Below are 23,798 nucleotides of genomic sequence, written 5' to 3'. Positions count from 1 at the left end.
TCAGGCATTTGGCTGTTTTTTATTCAGGGTTTTCCAGACGTCCATAAAGCGTCGCCCGCGAGATGCCCAGCTGCCGCGCCGTCGCCTGCTTGTTGCCCCCGTGGGCCTTGAGCGCCGCCGCAATGGCGCGCTGTTCCAGCTCGGCCACCTGCTCGGCCAGGGGGCGCAGGTAGCGCTGCTCGTCGCCCAGCGCCCCGGGCTCAGTCAGGGCATCGCGCACGGGAGCCGCGGGTTCCACCCCTGCTTCGCGCAGGATGCGTTCGAGCTGGTAGGCATCGATGGACTGCGAATCGCTGCGCATGGCGGCCTGCTCCAGCACATTGCGCAGCTCGCGGATGTTGCCGCGCCAGGGCTGCCCGGCCAGCAGCGCCATGGCATCGGGCTGCAGCTCGGGCGGTGCCGTGCCGTTGCGCAGCGCCAGGTCTTCGCCCAGCACTTCCACCAGCGCCGGGATGTCGCTGCGCCGCTCGCGCAGCGGCGGCACGCGCACCGGCAGCACATGCAAACGATAAAAAAGGTCTTCGCGAAACCGGCTGTCGCGCACCAGCGCCGCCAGGTCGCGCGAGGTGGCGGCCACCACGCGCACATTGAAGGGCACCAGCTTGTTCGAGCCCAGGGGTTCGATCTCGCCCTCCTGCAGCGCACGCAGCAGCTTGGCCTGCAGGCTTTGCGGCATGTCGCCGATTTCGTCGAGAAACAGGGTGCCGCCATCGGCCAGCTTGAACTTGCCGTCGCGCCCCTTGCGGTCGGCGCCGGTGTAGGCGCCGGGAGCCACGCCAAAGAACTCGGCTTCGAGCAGCGTATCGGGCACGGCGGCGATGTTCACGCTGACAAACGGGCCGCTGGCGCGGCTGGATGCGGCATGGATGGCATGGGCCAGCAGCTCCTTGCCGGTGCCGGTTTCGCCCAGCAGCAGCACAGGGCTGGATGACTGCGCGGCACGGCGCGCCTGGCGCTTCACTTCGGACGCCGCAGGGCTCGACCCGACAAAGCTGGCAAAGGTGTATTTGGCGCGCCGCTCGCCATCGCCCGACACAGCCAGCGAGCGGCTGCGCTGGCTGGCCAGCTCGCGCCGCGCATCATCAAGGTCGCGCTGCAGCAGGGCAAATTTGCCGATCAAGGGCTGCAGCGTGGTTTCGGGGTGGTCAAACAGCACGATGCCGATGGCGCCGATCACGCGCTCGGCCTCATCGCGCAAGGGAATGCGGCTGACCACAAAGGTGCCCGCCTTGTTGGTGAGCAGGTCAATCAGTACGGGTTGACCGGTTTCGAGCACCCGGCGCATCTGGGTGTTGGGGATCACCTCCTCCACGGTGCGGCCGACAAACTGGTCCACCGACGAGAACCCCAGGGCGGGCAAAAAGCGCTGGTAACCCTCGTTCACCCAGACGATGCGCCCGCTGCGATCCACCAGAAACATGCCCTGGCTGACGCTGGAGAACAGCTGGAACATGGAGCGCGCCGCCAGTTCCAGAATGCCCTGGGCATCCATCGGCAGTGCGGGGGCATCTTCATTGAGCAAAGGCATGGCCGCGATGGTAGCGCGCTCTGGCCAGACGACGCTCCTGCGCTTGGGTGCAGGAGAGCTACCAAATTAATAGCTACCAGCGCTTATCCACAAAGGGCTTAAAGGCTATTTGGCTTGAAAATTGTTGTGGAATAGCCGCTCATCCACTCGCCAGGCTCAGGCATCGAGCTGCTGCAGGCGCGCCCGCTTGCGCTGCGCCAGGTGCTTAAAAAGACGCGGCAGGATCAGCACCGCCAGCACGATGATGAGCAGCGCGAGCGACATCGGACGCTGCACAAAGATGAGCCAGCTGCCCTCGCCGATCGACACGGCATTGCGCATCTGCGCCTCGGCCAACGGCCCCAGGATCATGCCAACCACCACGGGCGCCGTAGGAAAGTCAAAGCGCCGCATCAGCACACCCAGCATGCCAATGCCATACAGCAGGAACAGATCGAAGGTGCTCTGGCGCATGCCGTAGGCCCCCACCGTGGCAAAAATCAGGATGCCCGCATACAACTGGGGCTTGGGGATTTTCAGCAGCTTCACCCACAGGCCCACCAGCGGCAGGTTCAGCACCAGCAGCATCACGTTGCCGATGTACAGCGAGGCAATCAGCGCCCACACCAGCGTGGCCGAGGTGGTGAACAGTTGCGGGCCGGGGTTGATGCCGTAGTTCTGGAACGCGCCCAGCAGCACCGCCGTGGTGTTGGAGGTGGGAATGCCCAGCGTGAGCAGCGGAATCATGGCTGCGGTCACGGTGGCATTGTTGGCGGCCTCGGGCCCGGCCACGCCTTCAATGGCGCCCACGGTGCCGAACTCGGCCTTGTCGCCGCCCTTGGCCAGCTTCTTTTCGGTGGCATAGCTCAGAAAGGTCGGAATCTCGGTGCCGCCCGCCGGAATGCAGCCGAACGGCGTGCCGATCGCCGTGCCGCGCAGCCACGCGGGAATGGAGCGTTTCCAGTCGCGCCCGGTCATGTGCACGCGGCTCATCGTGTTGCGCGACTCGACCACGCGGCCCTCGTACATTGCCGCATACAGCACTTCGGCCACGGCAAACAGGCCCACCGCAACCAGCACGATGTCGATGCCGTCGAGCAACTCGGGCTTGCCGCCGGTGTAGCGCGCCGCGCCAGAAATCTGGTCCATGCCAATGCAACCGGCCGCCAGCCCCACGAACAGAGCCGTCATGCCGCGCACCGTGCTCTTGCCCAGCACCGCGCTCACGGTAGTAAAGGCCAGCACCATCAGCATGAAATATTCGGGCGGGCCCAGTTTCACGGCAAAGTCGGCCACGTAGGGGGCAAACAGGGTCACGACGACGGTGGCAATGGTGCCCGCCACGAACGAACCGATGGCCGAGGTGGCCAGCGCCGCCCCGGCCCGGCCACTCTTGGCCATCTTGTTGCCCTCCATGGCCGTGACCATGCTGGCGGTTTCGCCCGGCGTGTTGAGCAGGATGGAGGTGGTGGAGCCGCCGTACATGGCACCGTAGTAGATGCCAGCAAAAAAGATCATCGAGGCCGTGACCTCAACCTTGGCCGTGATGGGCAGCAGCATGGCCACCGCCACTGCAGGGCCAATGCCGGGCAGCACGCCCACGGCGGTGCCCAGCGCGCAGCCCACCAGCGCCCACAGCAGGTTGGCGGGCGTGGCGGCGGTGGCAAAGCCCGCCATCAATGCATCAAAAATTTCCATCACAACCACCCGGTTTGCGTAAGCCCTGGCAGGTTGATGGCCAGAAACTGCGTGAAAGTCCAATAGACCGGCGCCGAGATCAGCACACCCGTCAACCCATCCACCGCCCAGGTGCGCGCGGTGCCTGCGTCTTGCCCCGCTGCCCGACGCAGCCCCTGCACCGCCAGCACATAGCACAGCGTGCAGCTCAAGATGAACCCCACCGTAGTGATGAGGGCGGCATTGAGCAACAGACCAGCCGACACCCACACAAAGGCCGGCTTGTGTGCATGCGCGGAACCATTGGGCTCTTCCATGTCGCGAAATCCGCCCGTTCGTGCCTCCCACAGCAGCACGCCGCCGCACAGCGCCAGCACGCCCGCCACCAGCCAGGGCAGGAAATTGGGGCCCACGCCGCCATAGCCCGCGTTCGATGGAATATTCAGGGCACCCAGCGCCAGTGCCGCTGCGGTCAGCAGCACGCCGACGCCCACCACGGTCTGCATGCGCAGGGCCGGCACGTTGCTGGCAACACCGGGCACGGCGCCCGGATCGGAAGAAGGAAGGGTTGTGGGATCAGACATGCGGGGTCTTTCTCAAGCCCTTGGGCACAGGGCGCCCAAGGTGCGCAATACGGCGCGCACCGCAGTGGATGCGCACAAAACCGCCGTGCGCCCGCCAGGGCCGTTGTACAGCACAGGGGCATCACGGCGCAGGGGCACGGCTCAGACCATGCCCGCCTTGACCATCGTGGCGCGCAGGCTGGCGAACTCGTTGTCCACAAAATTCGCGAACTCGTCGCCCGCCATCCAGGCCGGGGTCCAGTCGTTTTTCTCCAGCGATTCGGCCCAGCTCTTGCTCTTGACGGCCTTGGCGACCATGTCCGTCAGCGCCTTGCGCTGCTCGGCCGTGATGCCGGGCGCGGCATACACGCCACGCCAGTTGCCGATCTCCACGTTGATGCCCTGCTCCTTGAGCGTGGGCACCGTGGAGTTCTTGAGGCGCAGGCCCGAGGTCACGGCAATGGGCCTCATCTTCTTGGTGGCGATGTACTCGGCCATCTCGCTGTAGCCGCCACCGCCAATCGTCACGTTGCCGCCCAGGATGGCTGCAATCGCCTCGCCACCTCCGCGGAACGCCACGTAGTTGATCTTGGCCGGGTCCACACCCACTTCGCGGGCAATCATCGCCGCGGCAATGTGCTCGGTGGAGCCGCGCGAGCCGCCACCCCATTTCACGCTGCCGGGGTCTTTCTTGAGCTGGGCAACGACCTCGGCCATGCTCTTGAAGGGCGAATTGGCGGGCAGCACGAACACGTTGTACTCACTGGTCAGCCGCGCAATCGGCGTGGCTTGCGACAGGCTCACCGGCGGCTTGCCGGTGATGATGCCGCCCAGCATCACCGCGCCCATCACCATCAGGGCGTTCGGGTCGCCCTTGCTGGAGTTGACGAACTGCGCCAGGCCAATGGCACCGGCTGCGCCACCTTTGTTGTCGTAGGTGACCGACGATGCCGCCCCCGATTCGAGCAGCGCTTTGCCCAGGGCACGGCCCGTGGAGTCCCACCCGCCGCCGGGGTTGGCGGGCAGCATCATCTTGACGGCGCTGGCGGCATGGGCCGACGGGGGCAAGGCCCCGGCAGCAGCCAGCGCGGCCAGGGATTTGAGAAAGGTGTCGCGACGCATCGATGTCTCCTAATAGGGTTGGCGAACTGACCGATGATGCGCGCGCAGCCTGTCAAACGGCTGTCCGCACACTCAGGGAAAACACCAATGCCACGGCCCAGCGCGGTCGGTGCTATGGTGCCGCGCATGCAATTGCTTCTCGTCGAAGACGACCCCACCATGCAGCTCACGCTGCAGCGCGCATTGGCGCGCCGGGGCATGGAAATCACCGCCGTGGGCGACGGCCCGGCGGCGCTCAGCCAGTGGGTCGCACGTCCGCCAGATGCCGTGGTGCTCGACCTCACCCTGCCCGGCCTGGACGGCCTGCAGGTGCTGCAACAGGCCCGTGCCCGCGGGCTGCGCACGCCGGTGCTGATCCTCACTGCACGCGGCACCGTGGGCGACCGGGTGCTGGGCCTCAATGCCGGTGCCGATGACTACCTGCCCAAGCCGTTTGATCTGGACGAACTGGAAGCGCGGCTGCGCGCCCTGCTGCGGCGCAGCGCCGACCCCGCGCCTTCGGCAAGCCAATCCGTCCAGATCGGGGCCATCCGCTATGACAAGGACAGCGGCGCGCTGTACCACAACAGCGAGGTGATGGAACTCACACCCCGCGAGCTGGCGCTGATGCATGCCCTGCTGGTGCAGCCGGGCCATGCCGTGACCAAGGAGCGCCTCTATGAACTGGTGTTCCCCGGCCAGCTGGACGTGCAGTACGAAGCCATCGAAGTGGTGGTGTACCGCCTGCGCAAGAAACTGGCCGGCACGGGCCTGACCCTCATGACGCTGCGCGGGCTGGGCTACCTGCTCAGGGCCGATACGTGACCAGGCCCGCTGCGTTGCGCGCCCAGTCACTGCGGCGGCGGCTGCTGATGGGCATCCTGCTGCCGGTGGTGGCGTTCATCGCCTTCAACACGTTCAGCCTGTACCGCCAGGCCCTGGCCTCGCTGAACACCGCCTACGACCGCACCTTGCTGGCGTCGGCCAAGACCATCAGCGAACAGCTGGACGTATCGGGCTACGACGACGCGGCGCAGCTGCGGGCCGTCGTACCCTACTCTGCCCTGGAGGCCTTCGAGGCCGACAACCAGAGCCACATGTTCTACCGCGTCTCCACCCTGCAGGGCGAAATGGTCTCGGGCTTTGCCGAACTTGCGGCCTGGCACGGGCGCATTCCGGATCGCCCCCCCTATGCGGCACTGGTGGATTTCTATGACGACCAATTCCGCGGCGAGAACGTGCGCGTGGCCGTGCTGCTGCAACCCGTGGCCAGTGCCAATGGCCGCGGCATGGCGGTCATTCAGGTGGCGGAAACCCTGGAAATACGGCACACCCTGGCGCTGCAGATCCTGTGGAACACGCTGGCCCGGCAGGCGCTGCTGATTGCCGTGATTGCGCTCACCGTCGTCATCGTGGTGCAACGCGCCACGCGCCCGGTGCGCCAGCTCAGCAAGCAGCTGCAAGCACGCCCCGATGGCGACCTGAGCCCGATCGCAGCCAGCTCCGCCCCCCGTGAACTGCAACCCCTGATCGACAGCACCAACCAGGTCATGCAACGGCTGCAGCATCTGCTGCGCCACCAAAAACGCTTTGTGCGCGACACCTCGCACCAGTTGCGCACGCCGCTGGCCGTGCTCAAGACGCAGGTGCAGTCGGCCCTGCGCGGCGATGTGCCCCAGCACCAGGCACTGCAGGAGATCAGCAACACTGTGGACCGTGCCACCCAACTGGCCAACCAGATGCTGGCCCTTGCCAAGGTCGAGCAGCTGCGCCAGCAAAGCGCGCCGCCACCGACGCGGTTCGACGACATCCTGCGTGCCGTGGCGCTGGACCTGTCACCCCTGATCGCGCAGCGCGATCTCGACTTTGGCATCCATACCGAGCCGGCAACGGTATTTGCCCACGAATGGATGCTGCGCGAGCTGGCCCGCAATCTGCTGCACAACGCAATCCGCCACGCACCGCAAGGCAGTGAACTGTCGGTCAACCTGCGCTGCGCCGATCACCAGGCGGTGCTCTGCATAAGCGACCATGGCAGCGGCATCGACGACGAATTGGCCGCACGCCTCTTCCAGCCCTTCTCTGCGGGCGACGTGCGCACCGGCAGCGGCCTGGGCCTGGCCATCTGCCATGAGATCGTGCAGACGCTCGGCGGCCGCATTGCGCTGACCAACCGCACGGAAGCGGGCCGTGTGGCGGGGCTGGACGCCATCGTGCACCTGCCGCTCAACCCGCCCGCTCCCAACCTGTCCAACGCCACCACGGCACAATCGTCCCCATGAATGCCCCCGATACGATGCGACTGGACAAATGGCTGTGGTGCGCGCGGTTCTACAAGACCCGCAGCCTGGCCACTGAAGAAATCAGCAAGGGTCGCGTCACCGTCAACGGCCACCCCGCCAAGGCCGCCCGCGACCTGCGCTGCGGCGACACCGTGGCCTTGCGCCAGGGCCCGGTGGCACGCACGGTGCTCGTACGGGGCTTGAGTGGTGCACGCGGCCCGGCACCGGTGGCCCAGCAGCTGTACGAGGAAACCGCCGACAGCATCGCCGCCCGGGAAAAAGCCGCCGAACAGCGCCGACTGGCGCCCGAGCCAGCCTCGGCATTGCAAGAAGGACGCCCCACCAAACGCGACCGACGCAACATCGACCGCGCCCGGAACTGGGGCGACCGCTGGAGCGCATCCGTCGAGTAAATGACACACCGCCCACGCTGCACCTTCGCGGGCGCCGCCAAAATCGGCATAGGGGGCAACCGTAGTCGGCTGCGCCCCTGCCCCCCCGGCATGCGGGTCCGCTCCGGGCGGTTCGAGAGTTTGAGATCATGAGAGTCTGACTCGACCCAGCTGACCGAACCAGGCGATAGTCAGAACGCTGTTCAAGAACCAGGGCGCATTGGCAGCATGAGCCGAAAGGGCAATTGCTGGGACAACGCAGTGATGGAGCGCTTCTTTCTAAGCCTGAAGATAGAGCGCGCGTTTGGCAACGCGACCATGCCAACCACGCAAAGGCGCAGTGCGACATTGCCGACTACATCGTGGGCTTCTACAACAACGTTCGGCTGCACTCGACGCTGGGGTACTGCTCGCCCAACCAATTCGAGCTGCAACACCTGGCAACACAATGAATTTGTAAATTCTCCTATCGGAATGCCCGGAAAAACCTGACCATGACAGTGTTGAAAACCAGCCCAGCAGCCATGATTGAGGATGTAGAACGCCGGATGAATGCAACAAGCAAAACCCGCACATCCTCAGCGTGAAGGGTTCCGCCCCACCTCTCCCCTTCCCGTGCAATCAAGTGCAGACAGCACTAGATAGGGGCCTTCCCTACCGGCTCAGTTTTGGATGGAAAAACAAGCCACCAAAGAAAAAAGCCTAAGTGAATCAATCACTTAGGCTTTATCTTGGCGGAAACGGAGGGATTCGAACCCTCGATGAGGCTCTACACCCCATACTCCCTTAGCAGGGGAGCACCTTCGGCCACTCGGTCACGTTTCCAATCCGTCTATTATGCCTCATTTCAGAGGCAATTCTGGCGGCTTTAAGCGGCGGTCTGGTCGAGTTCGAAGGTCTTGCGCTGGCTGCGCACGGCCAGTTCCATGTGTTTTTCGCCGATGAACACCGAGGTCTTGATTTCGGAGGTGGAAATCATCTGGATGTTGATGCCCTCTTCACTGAAGGTGCGGAACATCTTGCTGGCCACGCCCACATGACAAAACTGGAACCGCAGCGCGGGTTGGACAAGTGTTTTGGTACGCCGCCGCTTTTCGTGCGGTTGTTAAACCAAACCCTTGGGGTTGTACCAATCGAGCTGCAGCCCCGATCGCACCACGAACCCCCGTCCCACCTTGATGTGAATGCGATGGCCGCGCGTGCTGCAGGCGGCCAGCTGATCCAGCAACTCCTCGAGCTGCGCCGTGGTGGGCGTGGTGGCATGCACCACACGCAGCCAGTGGCGCAGCACGTTGGCCTGGCGTGCACGACTCATCGCTCGCAAGGGCGCCAGTTGCGGGGGCGAGCCCACCTGCAACAGGTCTTGTTGCGCCAGCTCCAGCAACAAAGCATTGGCCTGGGCGGCGTGCCCGGATGACCGTGCAAACGTGTCCCGGAACGACGGGAACGCGGCCTCCAGTGCGGGCAGCAGTTGCGCCCGGATGCGGTTGCGCGTGAAGCGCTCGTCGGTGTTGGTGGGGTCTTCCACCCAGCTATGTCCCTGGGCGCGCAGCCAGTCGCGCACCTGCCCCCCCGCCACACGCAGCAGAGGCCGGTGCCAGCCAATGCCGCCGCGCTCCCAATGGGCGGGCATGGCGGCCAGCCCGGCCACGCCGGCGCCGCGCGACAAGGCCAGCAACAGCGTCTCGACCTGGTCATCCGCATGCTGCGCCAATGCTATTGAAACAATAGCTTGCTGCACTCGACTGGCTTGCGCTACAGCCTCAAAAGCCTTGTATCTTGCCTGGCGCGCGGCGTCTTCGGGGCTTTCGCCCGGTGCGTGGCGTGCATCGACGCGCAGCACGGTCAGCGGCACCTGCAAGCGCTCGCACAATGCGCGGCAATGGTGCTCGAAATCGTCGGCCGCGGCCTGCAGGCCGTGGTGCACATGGATGGCCTGCACCTGCCCCGGCCATTTTTGTGCGCAGGCCAGCAGCAGCGCCGTCGAATCGGCACCACCGCTCAGCCCCACCGCCAAGGGCAATGCGGGCGAAAAGGCAGCGATGGCGGCGTCGAACGACTGCGTCATGGCGCGCCCGTTTGCACCGGCGGAACCAAAGCACCCGCACCAATGCAAAGGCCCCTTGCGGGGCCATGGCACGGGGGCAGGCAGAAGGCTGCGGCCTTCTCCACCACGGGTTCAGCGGCTGTCGGCCTTGGTGTCCGTGAATCGGCCATAGCTTTGCAGACGGTCGTAGCGGCGATCCAGCAGGTCTTTGGTCTTGAGGTCGGCCACCTGGCGGAACGCGTCGCCCAGGGCGCGCTTGAGGAAAGCGGCCATCTGCTTGGGATCGCGGTGGGCGCCGCCCACCGGTTCGCTGACGATCTTGTCCACCAAGCCCAGCGCCTTGAGGCGGTGCGCCGTGATGCCCAGGGCGTCGGCCGCTTCCTGGGCCTTGTCGCTGGTCTTCCAGAGGATGGAGGCGCAACCCTCGGGGCTGATGACCGAGTAGATCGCGTACTGCAACATCACCACCTGGTCGCCCACGCTGATCGCCAGGGCGCCGCCGGAGCCGCCTTCGCCAATGATGGTGGTGATGATGGGCACTTCGAGTTGCGCCATCTCGAAGATGTTGCGGCCGATGGCTTCGGACTGGCCGCGCTCCTCGGCGTCGATGCCAGGGTAGGCGCCCGGTGTGTCCACAAAGGTGAACACAGGCAGATTGAACTTCTCGGCCGTCTTCATCAGGCGCAGGGCCTTGCGGTAGCCCTCGGGCTTGCTCATGCCGAAGTTGCGCATGGCGCGCTCCTTGGTGTCGCGCCCTTTCTGGTGGCCCAGCACCATGCAGGCATGGCCGTTGAAGCGCGCCAGCCCGCCCACGATGGACAAATCGTCCGCGTAGTGGCGGTCGCCATGCAGCTCGACAAAGTCGGTGAAGATGTCGCGCACATAGTCGAGCGTGTAAGGGCGCTCGGGGTGGCGGGCAATCTTGGTGATCTGCCAGGGGCTCAGCTCACTGTAGATATCTTTGGTGAGCTGCTGGCTCTTCTTGCTGAGCTGGTCGATTTCTTCCGAGATATCGACCGCACTCTCGGTCTGCACGTAGCGCAGTTCTTCGATTTTGGATTCAAGTTCGGCAATGGGCTGCTCGAAATCCAGAAAGGTCTTTTTCGCCAACGTATTTCTCCTTGGGTCGCGCCCTCAGTGCCTCGGGTGCGAGGCCTGTGTTGCAACCGGTTCATGACTGATGAAACGGGCCTCAATAAGCCACGGGCAACGGGTCGAGCGATCTCCAAATATACCAAGTCGCCACACTGCACCAGGGTTTCCAGGCCTCGGCCACCTCGCGGGCATCGCTGCGGCTGACCGGATCGCCCGAAAAATAGTTCTGGCTGATGCCGTTGATCAGGCCCACGTCGTCCAGGGGCAAGACATTGGGCCGCATCAGATAGAAGATCAGAAACATCTCGGCCGTCCAGCGGCCGATGCCGCGGATGGCCACCAGTTCGGCAATGATGGCCTCGTCGTCCATCGAGGTCCAGTCCTTCACATGCAGCTTGCCTGCATCGAAGTGCAGCGCCAGGTCCACCAGATAGTCCACCTTGCGGGCTGACAGGCCCGCCGCACGCATGTCGTCGATCTTGAGCTTGAGCACGTTGCCGGGCTTCATGCTGCGCGGCAGTGCGGCAAAGCGCTCCCACACGGTTTGCGCAGCCTTCACTGAAATCTGCTGCCCGACAATGCTGCGCGCCAGCGTGGTGAATGCGTCGCCGCGCGTTTGCAAGGCAGCGTCACCAAACTGGGGAATCAGGCGCTTCATCACCCGGTCTTTCTTCATCAGGTGCTTGCAGGCCTCGGCCCAGTAGTCGGGTGTGGCCAGCGCCTGGCTGGACGGTGTGAGCGCCTCGGTCGCTACATTTTTAGAAGCTGCCACTGCGCGCCCCATCTGCCCTAGAGGCGCATTTCATGTTGAAAATGGTCACTGCGCGGCTTCCCAGGTCGTTCCGGCGGCCGAATCCTTGAGCACGATGCCCTGGGCCAGCAGCGCATTGCGGATGCGGTCAGCCTCTGCAAAATCCTTGCCTGCCTTGGCGGCGGCGCGCGCGGCAATCTGCGCCTGGATGGCGGCTTCGTCAAAACCCGCACCGGCCTGCAAAAAGGCCTGCGGATCACCCTGCAGCAGCCCCAGGCAGCCCGCCAGCGCCTTGAGCAGGCCCGCCAGCTTGGGCGAGCGGGTCTTGTTGACCTCGCTGGCCAGATCAAACAGCACGGCAATCGCCTCGGGCGTGCCAAAGTCTTCGTCCATGGCCGCCTTGAAGCGGGCGGCATGGGGCTCTGCCCAGTCGATGGCCACCGTGGCCGGTGCGACCAGGCTGAGCGCCGTGTACAGCCGCTTGAGCGCCTGGCGCGCGTCGTCCAGGTGCGCATCGCTGTAGTTGAGCGCGCTGCGGTAGTGGGCGCGCACGATGAAAAAGCGCACGGTTTCGGCGTCGTACTGCTGGAGCACATCGCGGATGGTGAAGAAGTTGCCGAGCGACTTGCTCATCTTCTCGTTGTCCACGCGCACAAAGCCGTTGTGCACCCAGAAACGGGCCAGCGGCTTGCCCGTGGCGCCTTCGCTCTGGGCGATTTCGTTTTCGTGGTGGGGGAATTGCAGGTCGGCACCACCGCCGTGGATATCAAAGGTTTCGCCCAGCGTGGCGCAGCTCATGGCCGAGCACTCGATGTGCCAGCCAGGGCGGCCCGTGCCAAAGGGGCTGTCCCACTTGGCTTCGGGCGGCTCGCCCTCCTTGGCGGATTTCCACAACACGAAATCGAGCGGGTCTTCCTTGCCGTCCTGCACGGCCACGCGCTCGCCGGCGCGCAACTCGTCGAGCGACTTTCCCGAGAGCTTGCCGTAGCCAGCAAACTTGCGCACCGAATAGTTCACGTCGCCATTGGCGGCGCGGTAGGCCAGGCCCTTGCCCTCGAGCTGGCCGATCAGCGACAGCATCTGCGGCACATATTCGGTGGCACGGGGCTCGACAGACGGCGCTTCGATGCCCAGCAGACCGATGTCTTCGTGCATGGCGGCGATCATTTCGTCGGTAAGCTGGCGAATGGTGATGCCGCGCTCCAGTGCGCGCCGGATGATCTTGTCGTCAATGTCGGTGATGTTGCGCACATAGGTCACGCGCAGGCCGCTGCTTTTGAGCCAGCGCTGCACCACGTCAAACGCCATCATCATGCGGGCGTGGCCGATGTGGCACAGGTCGTAAATGGTCATGCCGCACACATACATGCGCACATGGCCAGGTTCGAGCGGGGAAAAATCTTCCAATGCACGCGACAGCGTGTTGTAGATGCGCAAACTCATGGGATGTCAGTCTCGGGATCGGGGTGGATGGGCGATGCGGATCACCCTGCAGCGCGAGAAATTTGGCCCCTCGCGGGGGACGGTGCCCGGGACCGGGCGCCCTATGAAATCACCAGCGGCAACAGCGTACCGTCATGACAACCCCCTCAGCTACAATCCGCCGAAGTATAAGCCCCGCCCGGCGCCGGACGGTGCCCACCTCCTCCCTATCCGCCATGAAGCAAGTCCGCAGCACCCTCCCACGACTTTTGCGCCTGCTGGCCCTGACCGCATGGCTGGGCGCAGGCATGGCCCACGCCAGTGACTACGCCGAGATCACCCAGCTGCTCAAGACCGGCAAGGCCGCCGAAGCCCTGGGCAAGGCAGACCAGCGCCTGACGGCCGCCCCGCGCGACCCGCAGTTGCGCTTTCTGCGCGGCGTGGCACAAACCGACATCGGCAAGACCGACGAGGCCATCGCCACATTCACCCAGCTCATCCAGGAATACCCCGAGCTGCCCGAGCCCTACAACAATCTGGCGGTGATCTACGCCAGCCAGAACCAGCTGGACAAGGCCCGCACGGCACTGGAGATGGCTGTGCGCAACAATCCCGCATACGCAGCGGCGCACGAAAACCTGGGCGACATCTACGCCCGGCTGGCTTACCAGTCCTACGCCAAGGCGCAGCAGCTGGAGGCCAACAACCCCGCCGTCAAATCCAAGCTGGCCCAGGTGCGCGAGCTGTTCCAGCCCGCTGCGTCCCGTGCTGGGGCCAAGCCCGCAGCATCACGCCCCTGACCACCGCCCGCGGGCAGGGTTTTGCTGCGATGCAGCCTGCACCACAGGCGGGCCAGTGGTAACTTCAGCGCCACTTTGCCCATTGCCGCACCTGCCCCCCGGGTTCGCGGCCCTGATTCATTCAAGGAGTTCTGCATGATTTCCAAAAGAAAATCGACTATTGCGCTTGCTGGAATTGCGCTGGCAGTTATTTTTTCAGTAGCAACCCCGGTACAGGCGCAGGACGCCCCCAAGGTCAAGCTGGCCACCTCGATGGGTAACATCGTGGTGCAGCTCGACCCCGCCAAGGCGCCCAAGACGGTCGAAAACTTTCTTTCTTACGTGAAAGACAAGCACTACGACGGCACGGTGTTTCACCGCGTCATCGACGGCTTCATGATCCAGGGCGGCGGTTTCACGGCCGACATGGCGCAAAAGCCCACCAAGGCACCCATCGCGCTCGAAGCAGCCAACGGCCTCAAGAACGACACCTACACCATCGCCATGGCACGCACCGCCAACCCCCACTCGGCCACCGCGCAGTTCTTCATCAACGTGAAGGACAACGCCATGCTCAACGCCCCCCAGCCTGACGGCCATGGCTACGCCGTGTTCGGTAAGGTGGTCAAAGGCACCGAGGTGGTGGACAAGATCAAGGCCGTGGCCACCGGCAACAAGGGCGGCCACCAGAACGTGCCAACCACCCCCGTCACCATCCAGTCCGCCACGCTGGTGAAGTGATTTTTTTCCTGAAAGAAGCATCGCCATGAGCAATCCCCAAGTCGAACTGCACATCGCCAACTACGGCGTCATCACCCTCGAACTCGACGCCGACAAGGCACCCAAGTCGGTCGAGAACTTCTTGTCCTATGTGAACAAGGGCCATTACAACAACACGATCTTTCATCGTGTGATCCCCGGTTTCATGGTGCAAGGCGGCGGTTTTGAGCCCGGCATGAAGCAAAAGAACTCGGATGCCCCCATCCAGAACGAAGCCAACAACGGCCTGAAAAACGCCAACTACACCGTGGCCATGGCCCGCACCAGCGACCCGCACTCGGCCACCGCGCAGTTCTTCATCAACGTGGCCGACAACGGCTTTCTGAACCACACCGCGCCATCGGCCCAGGGCTGGGGCTATGCCGTGTTCGGCAAGGTCGTTTCCGGCACCGACGTGGTGGACAAGATCAAGGCCGTCAAGACCGGCCGCAGCGGCTTTCATGACGACGTGCCCAAGGAAGACGTCGTGATCGAGAAGGCCGTCGCCCTCTGATCTGAAAACGATCTCCGTGACCACGACCGTGCCCCGGTTCGAGGAGCTTGCCGCTCCTTCGCACTGGCGCACGGTCGATTTCATTTCGGACCTGCACCTGCAGGCCAGCGAGCCCGCCACCGTGGCCGCCTGGCAGCACTATCTGCAGACCACCACGGCCGACGCCCTTTTCATCCTGGGCGACCTGTTCGAGGTGTGGGTGGGCGATGACGCCATGCACGAACCCGGCAGTTTTGAAGCCCAGGGCTGCGCTGCCCTGCAGGCTGCAGCGCAGCGCCTGCCCGTGTATTTCATGCACGGCAACCGCGATTTTCTGGCGGGGCCGGCGTTCCTTGCGCACTGCGGCATCACCGGCCTGGCGGACCCGACAGTGCTGGTCTTCGGTGGCCAGCGATTCGTGCTCAGCCATGGCGACCTGCTGTGCCTGGACGATGTGGACTACCAGCGCTTTCGCGTGCAGGCGCGCAGTGCCCCGTGGCAAGAGCGCTTTCTGGCGCAGCCCCTGGCCGTGCGCCGGGCGCAGGCACGCGGCATCCGGCAAGCGAGCGAAGCGCGCAAGCAGTCGGGCGCCATCTACGCCGATGTGGATGACCCCACTGCCATCGCCTGGCTTAATGCCGCCCATGCGCACACCCTGATCCACGGCCACACCCACCAACCCGCGCGCCACACCCTGGCCCCTGGCCTGCAGCGGGTGGTGCTGAGCGACTGGGACGCCACCGCCCACCCGCCGCGCGCCGAGGTGCTGCGCCTGACCGCTGCAGGCCTGGAACGCGTGGCCCCGCCCCCATGCCCCATGTCCTGACAAAACTCTGGCACCGGCTGCGCGCCACCGTGGCGCCCGTGCCGGCTATCTCGGCCACGCTGTGGCTGCAAACCCTGCAGCGCTACCCGTTTCTGTCCGCCCTGCCGCTGCACGACCAGGCCAAGCTGCGCGCGCTCAGCGCCCTCTTTTTGCACCACAAGCAGTTCCATGGCGCGCATGGCCTGGTGGTGACCGATGCCATGGCCATCGACATCGCCGCGCAGGCCTGCCTGCCGCTGCTGCACTGGGGCGACGCGGCTGCAGCCCTGGGCTGGTATGGCGATTTTGTGGGCATCGTGGTGCACCCGGGCGAGGCCGTGGCGCGCCGCCAGACGGTGGACCAAGCCGGCGTGGTGCACGAGCACACCGAGGTGCTGCTGGGCGAGGCCATGGAGCGCGGCCCCATCATGCTCAGCTGGCAGCATGTGAGCAACGCCGCCGAGAACACCGCACGCGGCCACAACGTGGTGGTGCACGAGTTTGTGCACAAGCTCGACATGCGCAGTGGCGCCCCCAACGGCTGCCCGCCCCTGCCAGCAGGCTTCATGGGCACCCGCACGGCCCGGGCCGCGCATGAAGCATGGTGGGCGGCCTGGGAGCCGGCCTATGCCGATTTTCGCGAGCGGGTGATCATGGCCGAGCGCTTTGGCGCGGCGCCGCCCTGGCTGGATGCCTATGGCGCCACCGCGCCCGCCGAGTTTTTCGCGGTGGCGTGCGAAGCGTATTTTGTGAACCGGGCGCGGTTTGCGCAGGAGTTTCCGGCGCTGATGCCGGTGCTGGATGCGTTCTTCCGGCCTGGGCTGCCCCAGCCGGATTGATCCTGCATCGCCAAGAAATCAGAGCCAAATATGGCTCTAGCGCTTTACCACCAAGCGCAAGCAGCTACAAATTAAGTAGCATATCGACACACCTCAATACGGCGCGGGGGTGGTCGAAAGTGACTCCAGCCACGCCACCGTGGCGGCCAACTCGGACGGGCGGATCTCGTGCGCGCCCGGGAACTCGTGGTAGCTCACCGACACGGGCAGCGCTGCCATGTGCTGCGCAATGGCCTGGGCGTTGGCCAGCGGAATCACGTTGTCGTGCGTGCCGTGGCTCAGCCACAGCTTCTTGCCGCGCAAGGCATCGGACGGTGCCTGCAGCGGCACCACCTGCGCCAGCAGGCGGCTGTGCCAGACCATGGCGGCATGCAGCAACTCGGGCCGCGTCAACAGCAGCGACAAGGCCATGATGCCGCCCTGGCTGAAGCCCCCCACCACGATGCGCTCGGGCGGAATGCCCAGCTGGGCCGAGGCCGCCTCCACCGTCTGCGCCACCAGGGCGCGGCTGGCGGCCTCTTGGGGCTCGTTGATGCTGCGGGCGCCACCGGGCGCGACCGAGAAATCAAACCATGCATGCGAGCCCGGCCCCATGCGGTTGGGCGCGCGCAGGCTCAGCACATGAAAGCGGTCAGGAATGTGCGCAGACAGGCCAAACAGATCCTGCTCGTTGCTGCCCACGCCATGCATCAGCACCAGCAGCCAGGGTCGGGGAGTGCCAGCAGCAGCTGGGCGTTGCAAAAAAGTGAGCGGTAAATCAAGCATGGTCAAGCGCCAGAGGCGGTTTTGGTTGGTAAATGGGGCGCAACGGCGCGGTCAGACCGCTGGCTGCAATGCAAAAGCATCCATCGCCAGCATGCTGTACATCACCTCGCGGCTCAGGTAGTTGGCGTGCAAATCGTCGCCGGCGGCACCCAGTGCAAAGAACAGCGGCAGGAAATGGTCATCGGTGGGGTGGGCGCGCTCGGCGTGGGGCGCCAGGCTGCGGTAGTTGAGCAGCGCCTTCAGGTCGCCGCGCGCAAGGGCCGATTCGATCCAGCGGCTGAATTCGAGCACATAGGGCGCGGGCTCGCGCGCCCCGCCAAAAAATTCGGACAGGTTGTGCGTCATGCTGCCCGACCCCAGCACCAGCACGCCCTGGCTGCGCAGGCCGCGCAGTGCGGCGCCCATGGCATAGACCTCGGCGGGGCCGGCGCCCACGGGCAGCGCCACCTGCACGACGGGCAGGTCGGCCTCGGGGAACAGGTGCATCAGCGGCACCCAGGCGCCGTGGTCAAACGGGCGCTGCGCATCGCCCTGGGCCACCACGCCAGCGGCCTGCAGCAGGGCCAGCACCTCTTGCGCCAGCGCGGGGGCGCCGGGCGCGGGGTATTGCAGCTGGTACAGCGCGGGCGGAAAACCGCCAAAGTCGTGCCAGGTGGCCGGTTGCGGGCCGGTCATGACCTGCGGGGTGCGGGCCATCCAGTGCGGCGACATGACGACCACTCCGCGCAGCGCCGGAAACTGCGCACGCAGGCCCTGGCCCCAGCGGGTGAGCGCGGGGCCGGTTTCGCCGGCGTCCAACGCAAACAAGGGCGCGCCGTGCGAGACATACAGTGTCGGAACAACGGTGGTGCTGGGGACATGGCTGGTGACAGGGGCAGAAGTGGTCATGGCAGGCTTTCAGTGAATACCTCGAATGTAAGAGCTATCAGGCAGCGATTCAATCCGTCCATTCAAAGACAGATCGTTCTACAAATCAAACCAATGCGACTGCCGACCCTGCGCACAGCGCGCCCACGGGGCCGCTCAGCCTCTCAGTCGCGCACCTTCCCCCGCAAGGCCTTGGTTTCGCCGCGCTGGGTTTTGGCCTGCAACCGCCGCTGGCGGGAGCCATAGGTGGGCTTGGTGGCACGGCGCGTGCGCGGCGGCTGCGCCACCGATTGCACCAGCGCATTCAACCGATCGAGTGCGTCGGCCCGGTTTTGCTCCTGGCTGCGGTATTGCTGGGCCTTGATGACCACCACGCCGTCTTGCGTGATGCGGGTGTCGCGCAGGCACAGCAGGCGCTCTTTGACATCGTCGGGCAGCGACGAGGCGCCCACATCAAAGCGCAGGTGCACCGCGCTCGACACCTTGTTGACATTCTGGCCACCAGCGCCCTGGGCACGCATGGCCGTGAACTCCACCTCGGCTTCGGCCACCTGCAGCAGCGCGGCGGTCATGCAATACCCCGCGCCATGGTGCCCATGGCGCTCAGGCCAGCGCCGCCAGCAGCGCCGCGTCAAACGCCTCGGGCTGCTCGAACTGCACCCAGTGGCCGGCGTTGGGCACCAGGTGCATGCCGCGAAAATCGGGGGCGGCCGCGGCAAAGGCCGCTTCGAGCTGGTGGATCCAGCTTTTGTACAGCGCGTCGTGCTCGCCATAAATGGCGTGCACCGGGCAAGCCACCTGCGGCAACGAACGCGCCAGGATGTCGGTGTGCGCCAGGCGACGGCGCGGCATGCGGTCGCGCACCACGTTGGCCACATGCGTCTGCAGGGCCAGGCCATCGATGCGGCGCGGGTCGTGCAGCATCAGCGCGCCCAGGTTGTAGCGGTGGATGGCCAGTTGCTCGTCCAGGTCGGTCAGGTGGCGCCAGGCTTTCAGCTCGAACTGCCGGTGGGGCACCACGCCCATGGCCGGCGCGCCCACCAGCACCAGCCGCTCGGCCAATTCGGGGTGCGCCGCCAGCAGCAGGCCCGCCGTCATGCCACCAAAGGAGAACCCCACCAGATCGCAGGGCGCGTTGCCCAGCAGCAGTTGCAGCCCCTCGCGCAGGGGGGCCACCAGCGCATCGGCATCGCCACCCGACAGCGGCGCCGCCGAATCACCAAAGCCAGGCAAATCAGGCACCCACAGCTGGCGCCCGGCGGCCACCAGCGCATCCAGGTTGCGCACCCAATGCGTCCAGCTGCCGCTGCCGCCATGCAGCAACACCAGCGGGCGCACGCCCGGCCGGGCCGGGCCCCAGACATGCCAGACCAGATCACCTGCTCCGCAGGGCGTGGTGTGGCGCGCGGCTTGGGCGGCCAGGCGCTGCACCTCGGGTGGAAGTGACAAATCGATCATTCCTGGAGCCCTGCCAAGCCGTCAATCGCCAGGCCATAGCCCTTCACGCCAAAACCGCACATCACGGCTTTGGCGGCGGCAGAAATATAGGAGTGGTGGCGAAAGCTCTCGCGCGCGTGCACATTGCTGATGTGCAGCTCGATCAGCGCCACGCCCGTGCCCTTGATGGCATCGAGCAGCGCCACGCTGGTGTGGGTGTAGGCGCCGGCATTGAGCACCACGCCCGCCAGTTCGCCCTTGGCGTGGAAGGCACCGGCTTCATGAATCCAGTCCACCAGCGCACCCTCGTGGTTGCTTTGGTGAAAACGCAGCGCAAACCCGTGGCGAATGCACACTGCAGCGCACAACTGCTCTACATCGAACAGCGTCTGGGCACCATACACGGCGGGCTCGCGCGTGCCCAGCAGGTTCAGGTTGGGGCCATTCAGGACAAAAACGGTTTTCACAGGCATGCACTCCGGGCGATCCGCCTGCCACACCAGCAGGCCAGACGCCGGATTATGCGGTGCCCTCAGCCCCAGGCGCGGCGTTGGGCCCGCCCGCCATCCGGGGCCGAATCAGGCAGTCATGGCCGATGACGACCACCCCGCAGGGGCGAAATCAACGATCCCAGCGGTTGCCATGATCGCCACGCCCACCACGGTCACCACGATCCCGGTGGCCATGACGGTGCCCGCGATCACGGTAGTAATGGCCCGGTGGCTGCACGTAATAGCCGGGAGGGGCGTAATACACGGGCCGGGGCGGTGCGTAATAGACCGGTGGCGGCGGCTGGTAATAAATGGGCCGGGGCGCCACATACACCGGCGCGGGGGCCACGTAAACGGGATAGCCGCCATTGCTGACGCCCAACGCCACGCCTGGCGAATTCACGCCCACCGACCAATACACGTCGCGTGCCTGTGCAGTGCCAGCGCCCGCCAGCAGGGCCAGCGCCACACCGCCAGCAGCGGCCATGGCATAGATAGAACGGGTTTTCGTCATGGAAATCTCCTTGAGGGACAGAGGCAGCCAACCCACTGGACATGCCTCACTGGTACACAACGCACCACAGGGCCAAAAGGATGGCATGAAACGGGTCCGATATTGTTTCTGGACGTACACCCCACCCGCGCCCACCTTCGCCCACCTGCGCACGCGCCGCACCGCAACAAGCCGCCCCCTAAAATGGCCGCATGAGCACCCCCACCCCTGCCAACACCACACCCGCCGCCCACGCCGCAGCCACCGAAGCCGTCAAACCCAGTAACTTTTTGCGCCAGATCATCGAAGCCGATCTGGACAAAGGCACCTACGCCACCCGCCGCTGGGCCGGCAGCCCCGGCGACGCCGCCCACCACGCGGCAGGCCAGCCCGACTCGGCGAAGATCCGCACCCGCTTCCCCCCCGAGCCCAACGGCTACCTGCACATCGGCCACGCCAAAAGCATCTGCATCAACTTTGGCCTGGCGCGCGACTACGGCGGCGTGTGCCACCTGCGCTTTGACGACACCAACCCCGAAAAAGAAGACACCGAATACGTCAACAGCATCATCGACGCTGTGAAATGGCTGGGCTTTGACTGGAACGGCGCACCCAACGCCGCCCCCTACCAGGCCAGCGACTACTTCGGTTTCATGTACCGCGCCGCCGAGTATCTGATCGAAGCCGGCCACGCCTATGTGGACGAGCAAACCGCCGAGCAAATGCGCATCAACCGCGGCGACTTCGGCAAACCCGGCATCAACAGCCCCTTCCGCGCCCGCACCCCGGCCGAAAACCTGCGCATCTTCCGCGAAATGCGCGATGGCAAGCATGAGGATGGCAGCATGGTGCTGCGCGCCAAAATCGACATGGCCAGCCCCAACATCAACATGCGCGACCCGGCCATCTACCGCATCCGCCGCGCCACGCACCACAACACGGGCGACACCTGGTGCATCTACCCGATGTACACCTACGCGCACCCCATTGAGGATGCGCTAGAGCAGATCACCCACAGCCTGTGCACGCTGGAATTTGAAGACCAGCGCCCGTTTTATGACTGGCTGCTGGAGCGCCTGATTGAAACGACAAAACTACCCGACGGGCGGGTAGTGGGCGGCCTGCTGGCCAGCCCGCCCCCCCGCCAGTACGAATTTGCGCGCCTGAACCTCACCTACGTCATCACCAGCAAGCGCAAGCTGGCCCAGCTGGTGTACGACCACAAGGTGAGCGGCTGGGACGACCCCCGCATGCCAACAATAGTCGGACTGCGCCGCCGTGGCTACACGCCCGCCTCCCTCCAGACCTTTGCCGAGCGCATTGGCGTGACCAAATCCGACAGCTGGATCGACTACAGCACCCTGGAAGGCTGCCTGCGTGAAGACCTGGAACTCAAGGCCCACCGTGGCATGGCCGTGCTCAACCCCGTCAAGCTGGTGCTGACCAACTGGGACGCAGTGATGGGCACCGGCCACCTGGAGCCCTGCAGCCTGCCCGCCCTGCCCCACCAGAACCATGAAGCGACACAAGGCGTCGCGGAAGGGGTAGAAATCCCCGTGCGCCACTTCACCATCGGCAAAGAAGTGTGGATCGAACGCGAAGACTTTGAGGAAGTGCCCCCCAAGGGCTACAAGCGACTCTTCCTCGGCAACAAGGTGCGCCTGAAGGGCGGCTACGTCATCGAATGCACCGGCTGCACCAGAGACGCTGACGGCAACATCACCGAAGTGCTGGCCACCGTGGTGCCCGACACTAAGAGCGGCACCCCCGGCGCCGACAGCGTGAAGGTCAAGGCCGCCATCACCTGGGTGGGCGTGGCCGACGGCGTGAGCGCCGAAGTGCGCATGTACGACCGTTTGTTCCTGGACGCCCACCCTGACGCGGGCGGCAAGGACTTTATTGAAAGCCTGAACCCGAACAGCCTGAAGGTGGTGACCGCCATCGTGGAGCCGTCATTGGCCAATGCGAAACCGGATGACAAGTTCCAGTTTGAGCGGCATGGGTACTTTGTGGCGGACCGGGTGGACCACAAGGCGGAGAAGCCGGTGTTTAACTTGGCGGTGGGGTTGAAGGATAGCTGGGGGAAGTAACTTGTAGCCCCCACAAAAGACTTGGCGGATTCAAAAGTGAAGTGCAACACCCTGGATTTCAGTGAATGAGAGTGGAGTGCTGCGGGCTATTCACAAGCAGTTCGCGGTAGACCGCCAGCGGTGATCGTACTCCCAGCCCTTTCCTTGGCCGGTTGTTGATTTCATCGGCAATCGCATCGAGCTGCTCCTGGCTGTAGATGCTCAGATCCGTCCCTTTGGGCAGGTACTGGCGCACCAGGCCATTCATGTTCTCGTTGGAGCCTCTTTGCCAAGGGCTGTGCGGGTCGCAGAAGTACACGGCTATGCCGGTTTGCTCACTGAGCTTCTTGTGCATGGACATCTCCCGGCCCTGGTCGTACGTCATGCTCAACCGCATCGGCTGCGCAATGCCCAGCAGCTTGTCCGTGAAGGCCTGCAAGACGTTGGCAGCACTGGCCGGCTTGAACTCAGGCAGCTTGACCAGCATCACCAGCCGGCTGGTGCGTTCCACCAAGGTCCCGACTGCGCTGGCATTGCCTTCTCCCTTGATGAGATCACCTTCCCAGTGCCCGGGAAACTGGCGGTCTTCGATCTCGGGCGGGCGTACATGGATGCTCAGCATGTCGGGAATCTGGCCTCTGCGGTCCTTGCCCTTGCTGCGCGGCAGCCGCTTGTTGTGGGCGTGACGCAGGGTGGCGATCAGCTCTTTGCGCAGCTCTCCCACGGGCATGGCATAGATGCAGTTGTAGATGGTTTCGTGTGACACGCGGTATTCATGGCCCAGGGGATACAAACGTGCCAGTGTCAGGGCAATCTGCTCGGGCGACCAGCGCAGCCGCAGCAGATGGATCACCAGGCAGGACAAGATCGACTCGGGATGCAGCTTGATAGCTGGTCTGCCACAGCGTCTGCGCTGCAGGGACTGGCACTGGGCATGTGCGCTGCCATAGCCAGATGAAGATGCATTGCGCTCCAGTTCGCGGCTGATGGTCGCCGGGGAGCGGTGCAGTTGCCGGGCAATTGCTCGTACGCTGTGGTTCTGCTGCCTCAGGCTGGCGATGGTGACACGGTCTTCAGGCTGAAGCTGGTGATAGTGCGAGGAAGTGGTTGGCATCTGCGGACCTTACAGGTTGGCAGGTGTTGCACTTCACTTTTGAATCCGCC

The 23,798-nt window shown here is 64.9% G+C and carries 24 protein-coding genes, 1 tRNA gene and 2 pseudogenes; 10 read left to right on the top strand and 17 right to left on the bottom strand.

Going from position 1 to position 23,798, the window contains the following annotated elements; all coding sequences use genetic code 11:
- Positions 1-19: 19 nt before the first annotated feature.
- The 4 genes from J8G26_RS17540 to J8G26_RS17525 all read right to left on the bottom strand — a co-directional run bounded on the left by J8G26_RS17540 (position 20) and on the right by J8G26_RS17525 (position 4,869).
- Complete coding sequence (locus J8G26_RS17540) at positions 20-1,528, bottom strand: sigma 54-interacting transcriptional regulator (protein ID WP_210570512.1); 1,509 nt, start codon at positions 1,526-1,528, stop codon at positions 20-22.
- Positions 1,529-1,684: 156 nt separating this feature from the next.
- Entirely contained in the window at positions 1,685-3,205 is a 1,521-nt protein-coding gene (locus J8G26_RS17535; RefSeq protein WP_210570509.1) for a tripartite tricarboxylate transporter permease, read from the bottom strand.
- Positions 3,205-3,690: a tripartite tricarboxylate transporter TctB family protein gene (locus tag J8G26_RS17530; RefSeq protein WP_232476585.1), complete on the bottom strand. Its 486-nt coding sequence runs from the start codon at positions 3,688-3,690 to the stop codon at positions 3,205-3,207. The genes J8G26_RS17535 and J8G26_RS17530 overlap by 1 nt, the downstream gene beginning before the upstream one ends.
- 219 nt (positions 3,691-3,909) lie before the next feature.
- Positions 3,910-4,869, bottom strand: a complete 960-nt coding sequence (locus J8G26_RS17525; RefSeq protein ID WP_087746631.1) for a tripartite tricarboxylate transporter substrate-binding protein — start codon at positions 4,867-4,869, stop codon at positions 3,910-3,912.
- 87 nt (positions 4,870-4,956) lie between these two features.
- On the opposite strand from J8G26_RS17525, the gene J8G26_RS17520 reads away from it, so the two are divergent.
- The 4 genes and pseudogenes from J8G26_RS17520 to J8G26_RS17505 form a co-directional block, all read left to right on the top strand.
- Positions 4,957-5,673 carry a response regulator transcription factor gene (locus J8G26_RS17520; RefSeq protein WP_198314707.1) on the top strand — a complete coding sequence of 239 codons (717 nt, stop codon included), beginning with the start codon at positions 4,957-4,959 and terminating at the stop codon, positions 5,671-5,673.
- Positions 5,674-5,720: 47 nt separating this feature from the next.
- On the top strand, positions 5,721-7,130 hold the full coding sequence (locus J8G26_RS17515; RefSeq protein WP_210570531.1) for a sensor histidine kinase: 1,410 nt from the start codon (positions 5,721-5,723) through the stop codon (positions 7,128-7,130).
- Positions 7,127-7,543, top strand: coding sequence for an RNA-binding S4 domain-containing protein (locus J8G26_RS17510; RefSeq protein WP_087746634.1), 417 nt, complete (start codon positions 7,127-7,129; stop codon positions 7,541-7,543). The genes J8G26_RS17515 and J8G26_RS17510 overlap by 4 nt, the downstream gene beginning before the upstream one ends.
- A 192-nt stretch (positions 7,544-7,735) precedes the next feature.
- A pseudogene (locus tag J8G26_RS17505) lies at positions 7,736-7,974 on the top strand (integrase core domain-containing protein); the annotation flags it as partial.
- A gap of 280 nt (positions 7,975-8,254) precedes the next feature.
- Here J8G26_RS17505 and J8G26_RS17500 read toward each other — a convergent pair.
- The 6 genes and pseudogenes from J8G26_RS17500 to cysS form a co-directional block, all read right to left on the bottom strand.
- Positions 8,255-8,347 (bottom strand) — tRNA-Ser (locus tag J8G26_RS17500).
- A gap of 43 nt (positions 8,348-8,390) precedes the next feature.
- Positions 8,391-8,561, bottom strand: a pseudogene (locus J8G26_RS17495) (ACT domain-containing protein); the annotation flags it as partial.
- A gap of 66 nt (positions 8,562-8,627) precedes the next feature.
- Positions 8,628-9,590, bottom strand: a complete 963-nt coding sequence (tilS, locus tag J8G26_RS17490) for a tRNA lysidine(34) synthetase TilS (protein WP_087746636.1) — start codon at positions 9,588-9,590, stop codon at positions 8,628-8,630.
- Between the two features lie 111 nt (positions 9,591-9,701).
- A complete protein-coding gene (locus tag J8G26_RS17485) occupies positions 9,702-10,679 on the bottom strand; it encodes an acetyl-CoA carboxylase carboxyltransferase subunit alpha (protein WP_210570507.1) in 978 nt (325 codons plus the stop codon).
- A gap of 82 nt (positions 10,680-10,761) precedes the next feature.
- Entirely contained in the window at positions 10,762-11,436 is a 675-nt protein-coding gene (locus J8G26_RS17480; protein WP_349238340.1) for a DNA-3-methyladenine glycosylase 2 family protein, read from the bottom strand.
- A 45-nt stretch (positions 11,437-11,481) separates the two neighbouring features.
- On the bottom strand, positions 11,482-12,858 hold the full coding sequence (cysS, locus tag J8G26_RS17475) for a cysteine--tRNA ligase (protein WP_210570505.1): 1,377 nt from the start codon (positions 12,856-12,858) through the stop codon (positions 11,482-11,484).
- Positions 12,859-13,073: 215 nt separating this feature from the next.
- Between cysS and J8G26_RS17470 the strand changes: the two genes are divergently transcribed.
- The 5 genes from J8G26_RS17470 to J8G26_RS17450 all read left to right on the top strand — a co-directional run bounded on the left by J8G26_RS17470 (position 13,074) and on the right by J8G26_RS17450 (position 16,512).
- On the top strand, positions 13,074-13,637 hold the full coding sequence (locus J8G26_RS17470) for a tetratricopeptide repeat protein (RefSeq protein WP_210570503.1): 564 nt from the start codon (positions 13,074-13,076) through the stop codon (positions 13,635-13,637).
- Positions 13,638-13,772: 135 nt separating this feature from the next.
- Entirely contained in the window at positions 13,773-14,357 is a 585-nt protein-coding gene (locus J8G26_RS17465; RefSeq protein WP_210570501.1) for a peptidylprolyl isomerase, read from the top strand.
- A gap of 25 nt (positions 14,358-14,382) precedes the next feature.
- The gene (locus J8G26_RS17460; protein WP_086911921.1) at positions 14,383-14,889 is read left to right on the top strand and encodes a peptidylprolyl isomerase; all 507 of its coding nucleotides are present in this window, start codon (positions 14,383-14,385) and stop codon (positions 14,887-14,889) included.
- 16 nt (positions 14,890-14,905) lie between these two features.
- Entirely contained in the window at positions 14,906-15,694 is a 789-nt protein-coding gene (locus tag J8G26_RS17455) for a UDP-2,3-diacylglucosamine diphosphatase (RefSeq protein ID WP_210570498.1), read from the top strand.
- Positions 15,679-16,512: a M90 family metallopeptidase gene (locus tag J8G26_RS17450; RefSeq protein ID WP_210570496.1), complete on the top strand. Its 834-nt coding sequence runs from the start codon at positions 15,679-15,681 to the stop codon at positions 16,510-16,512. Before J8G26_RS17455 ends, J8G26_RS17450 begins: the two co-directional genes overlap by 16 nt.
- 93 nt (positions 16,513-16,605) lie before the next feature.
- Here J8G26_RS17450 and J8G26_RS17445 read toward each other — a convergent pair whose 3' ends face one another.
- The 6 genes from J8G26_RS17445 to J8G26_RS17420 form a co-directional block, all read right to left on the bottom strand.
- Positions 16,606-17,277: a dienelactone hydrolase family protein gene (locus tag J8G26_RS17445; protein WP_087746649.1), complete on the bottom strand. Its 672-nt coding sequence runs from the start codon at positions 17,275-17,277 to the stop codon at positions 16,606-16,608.
- 51 nt (positions 17,278-17,328) lie between these two features.
- Positions 17,329-18,165: a class III extradiol ring-cleavage dioxygenase gene (locus J8G26_RS17440; protein ID WP_087746652.1), complete on the bottom strand. Its 837-nt coding sequence runs from the start codon at positions 18,163-18,165 to the stop codon at positions 17,329-17,331.
- A gap of 143 nt (positions 18,166-18,308) precedes the next feature.
- Positions 18,309-18,716 (bottom strand): alternative ribosome rescue aminoacyl-tRNA hydrolase ArfB, encoded by a 408-nt coding sequence (arfB, locus tag J8G26_RS17435; RefSeq protein WP_087746655.1) that lies wholly within the window; start codon positions 18,714-18,716, stop codon positions 18,309-18,311.
- Between the two features lie 31 nt (positions 18,717-18,747).
- Positions 18,748-19,602 (bottom strand): alpha/beta fold hydrolase, encoded by an 855-nt coding sequence (locus J8G26_RS17430; protein WP_210570494.1) that lies wholly within the window; start codon positions 19,600-19,602, stop codon positions 18,748-18,750.
- Positions 19,599-20,054, bottom strand: coding sequence for a type II 3-dehydroquinate dehydratase (gene aroQ / locus J8G26_RS17425; protein WP_210570492.1), 456 nt, complete (start codon positions 20,052-20,054; stop codon positions 19,599-19,601). The genes J8G26_RS17430 and aroQ overlap by 4 nt, the downstream gene beginning before the upstream one ends.
- A gap of 148 nt (positions 20,055-20,202) precedes the next feature.
- Entirely contained in the window at positions 20,203-20,586 is a 384-nt protein-coding gene (locus J8G26_RS17420) for a hypothetical protein (RefSeq protein ID WP_087746662.1), read from the bottom strand.
- Between the two features lie 191 nt (positions 20,587-20,777).
- Here J8G26_RS17420 and J8G26_RS17415 point away from each other — a divergent pair, with 191 nt between their 5' ends.
- Entirely contained in the window at positions 20,778-22,655 is a 1,878-nt protein-coding gene (locus J8G26_RS17415; protein WP_210570490.1) for a glutamine--tRNA ligase/YqeY domain fusion protein, read from the top strand.
- Between the two features lie 58 nt (positions 22,656-22,713).
- Here the strand turns inward: J8G26_RS17415 and J8G26_RS17410 are convergent, their stop codons facing one another.
- Entirely contained in the window at positions 22,714-23,748 is a 1,035-nt protein-coding gene (locus J8G26_RS17410; RefSeq protein WP_172207615.1) for an IS30 family transposase, read from the bottom strand.
- Positions 23,749-23,798: the final 50 nt, after the last annotated feature.

This window comes from Acidovorax sp. JG5, from assembly GCF_017939685.1.
GTDB lineage: Bacteria > Pseudomonadota > Gammaproteobacteria > Burkholderiales > Burkholderiaceae_C > Acidovorax.
The sequence above is the reverse complement of the archived record's forward strand: the minus strand, read 5'-3'. Positions and strand labels throughout refer to the sequence as shown.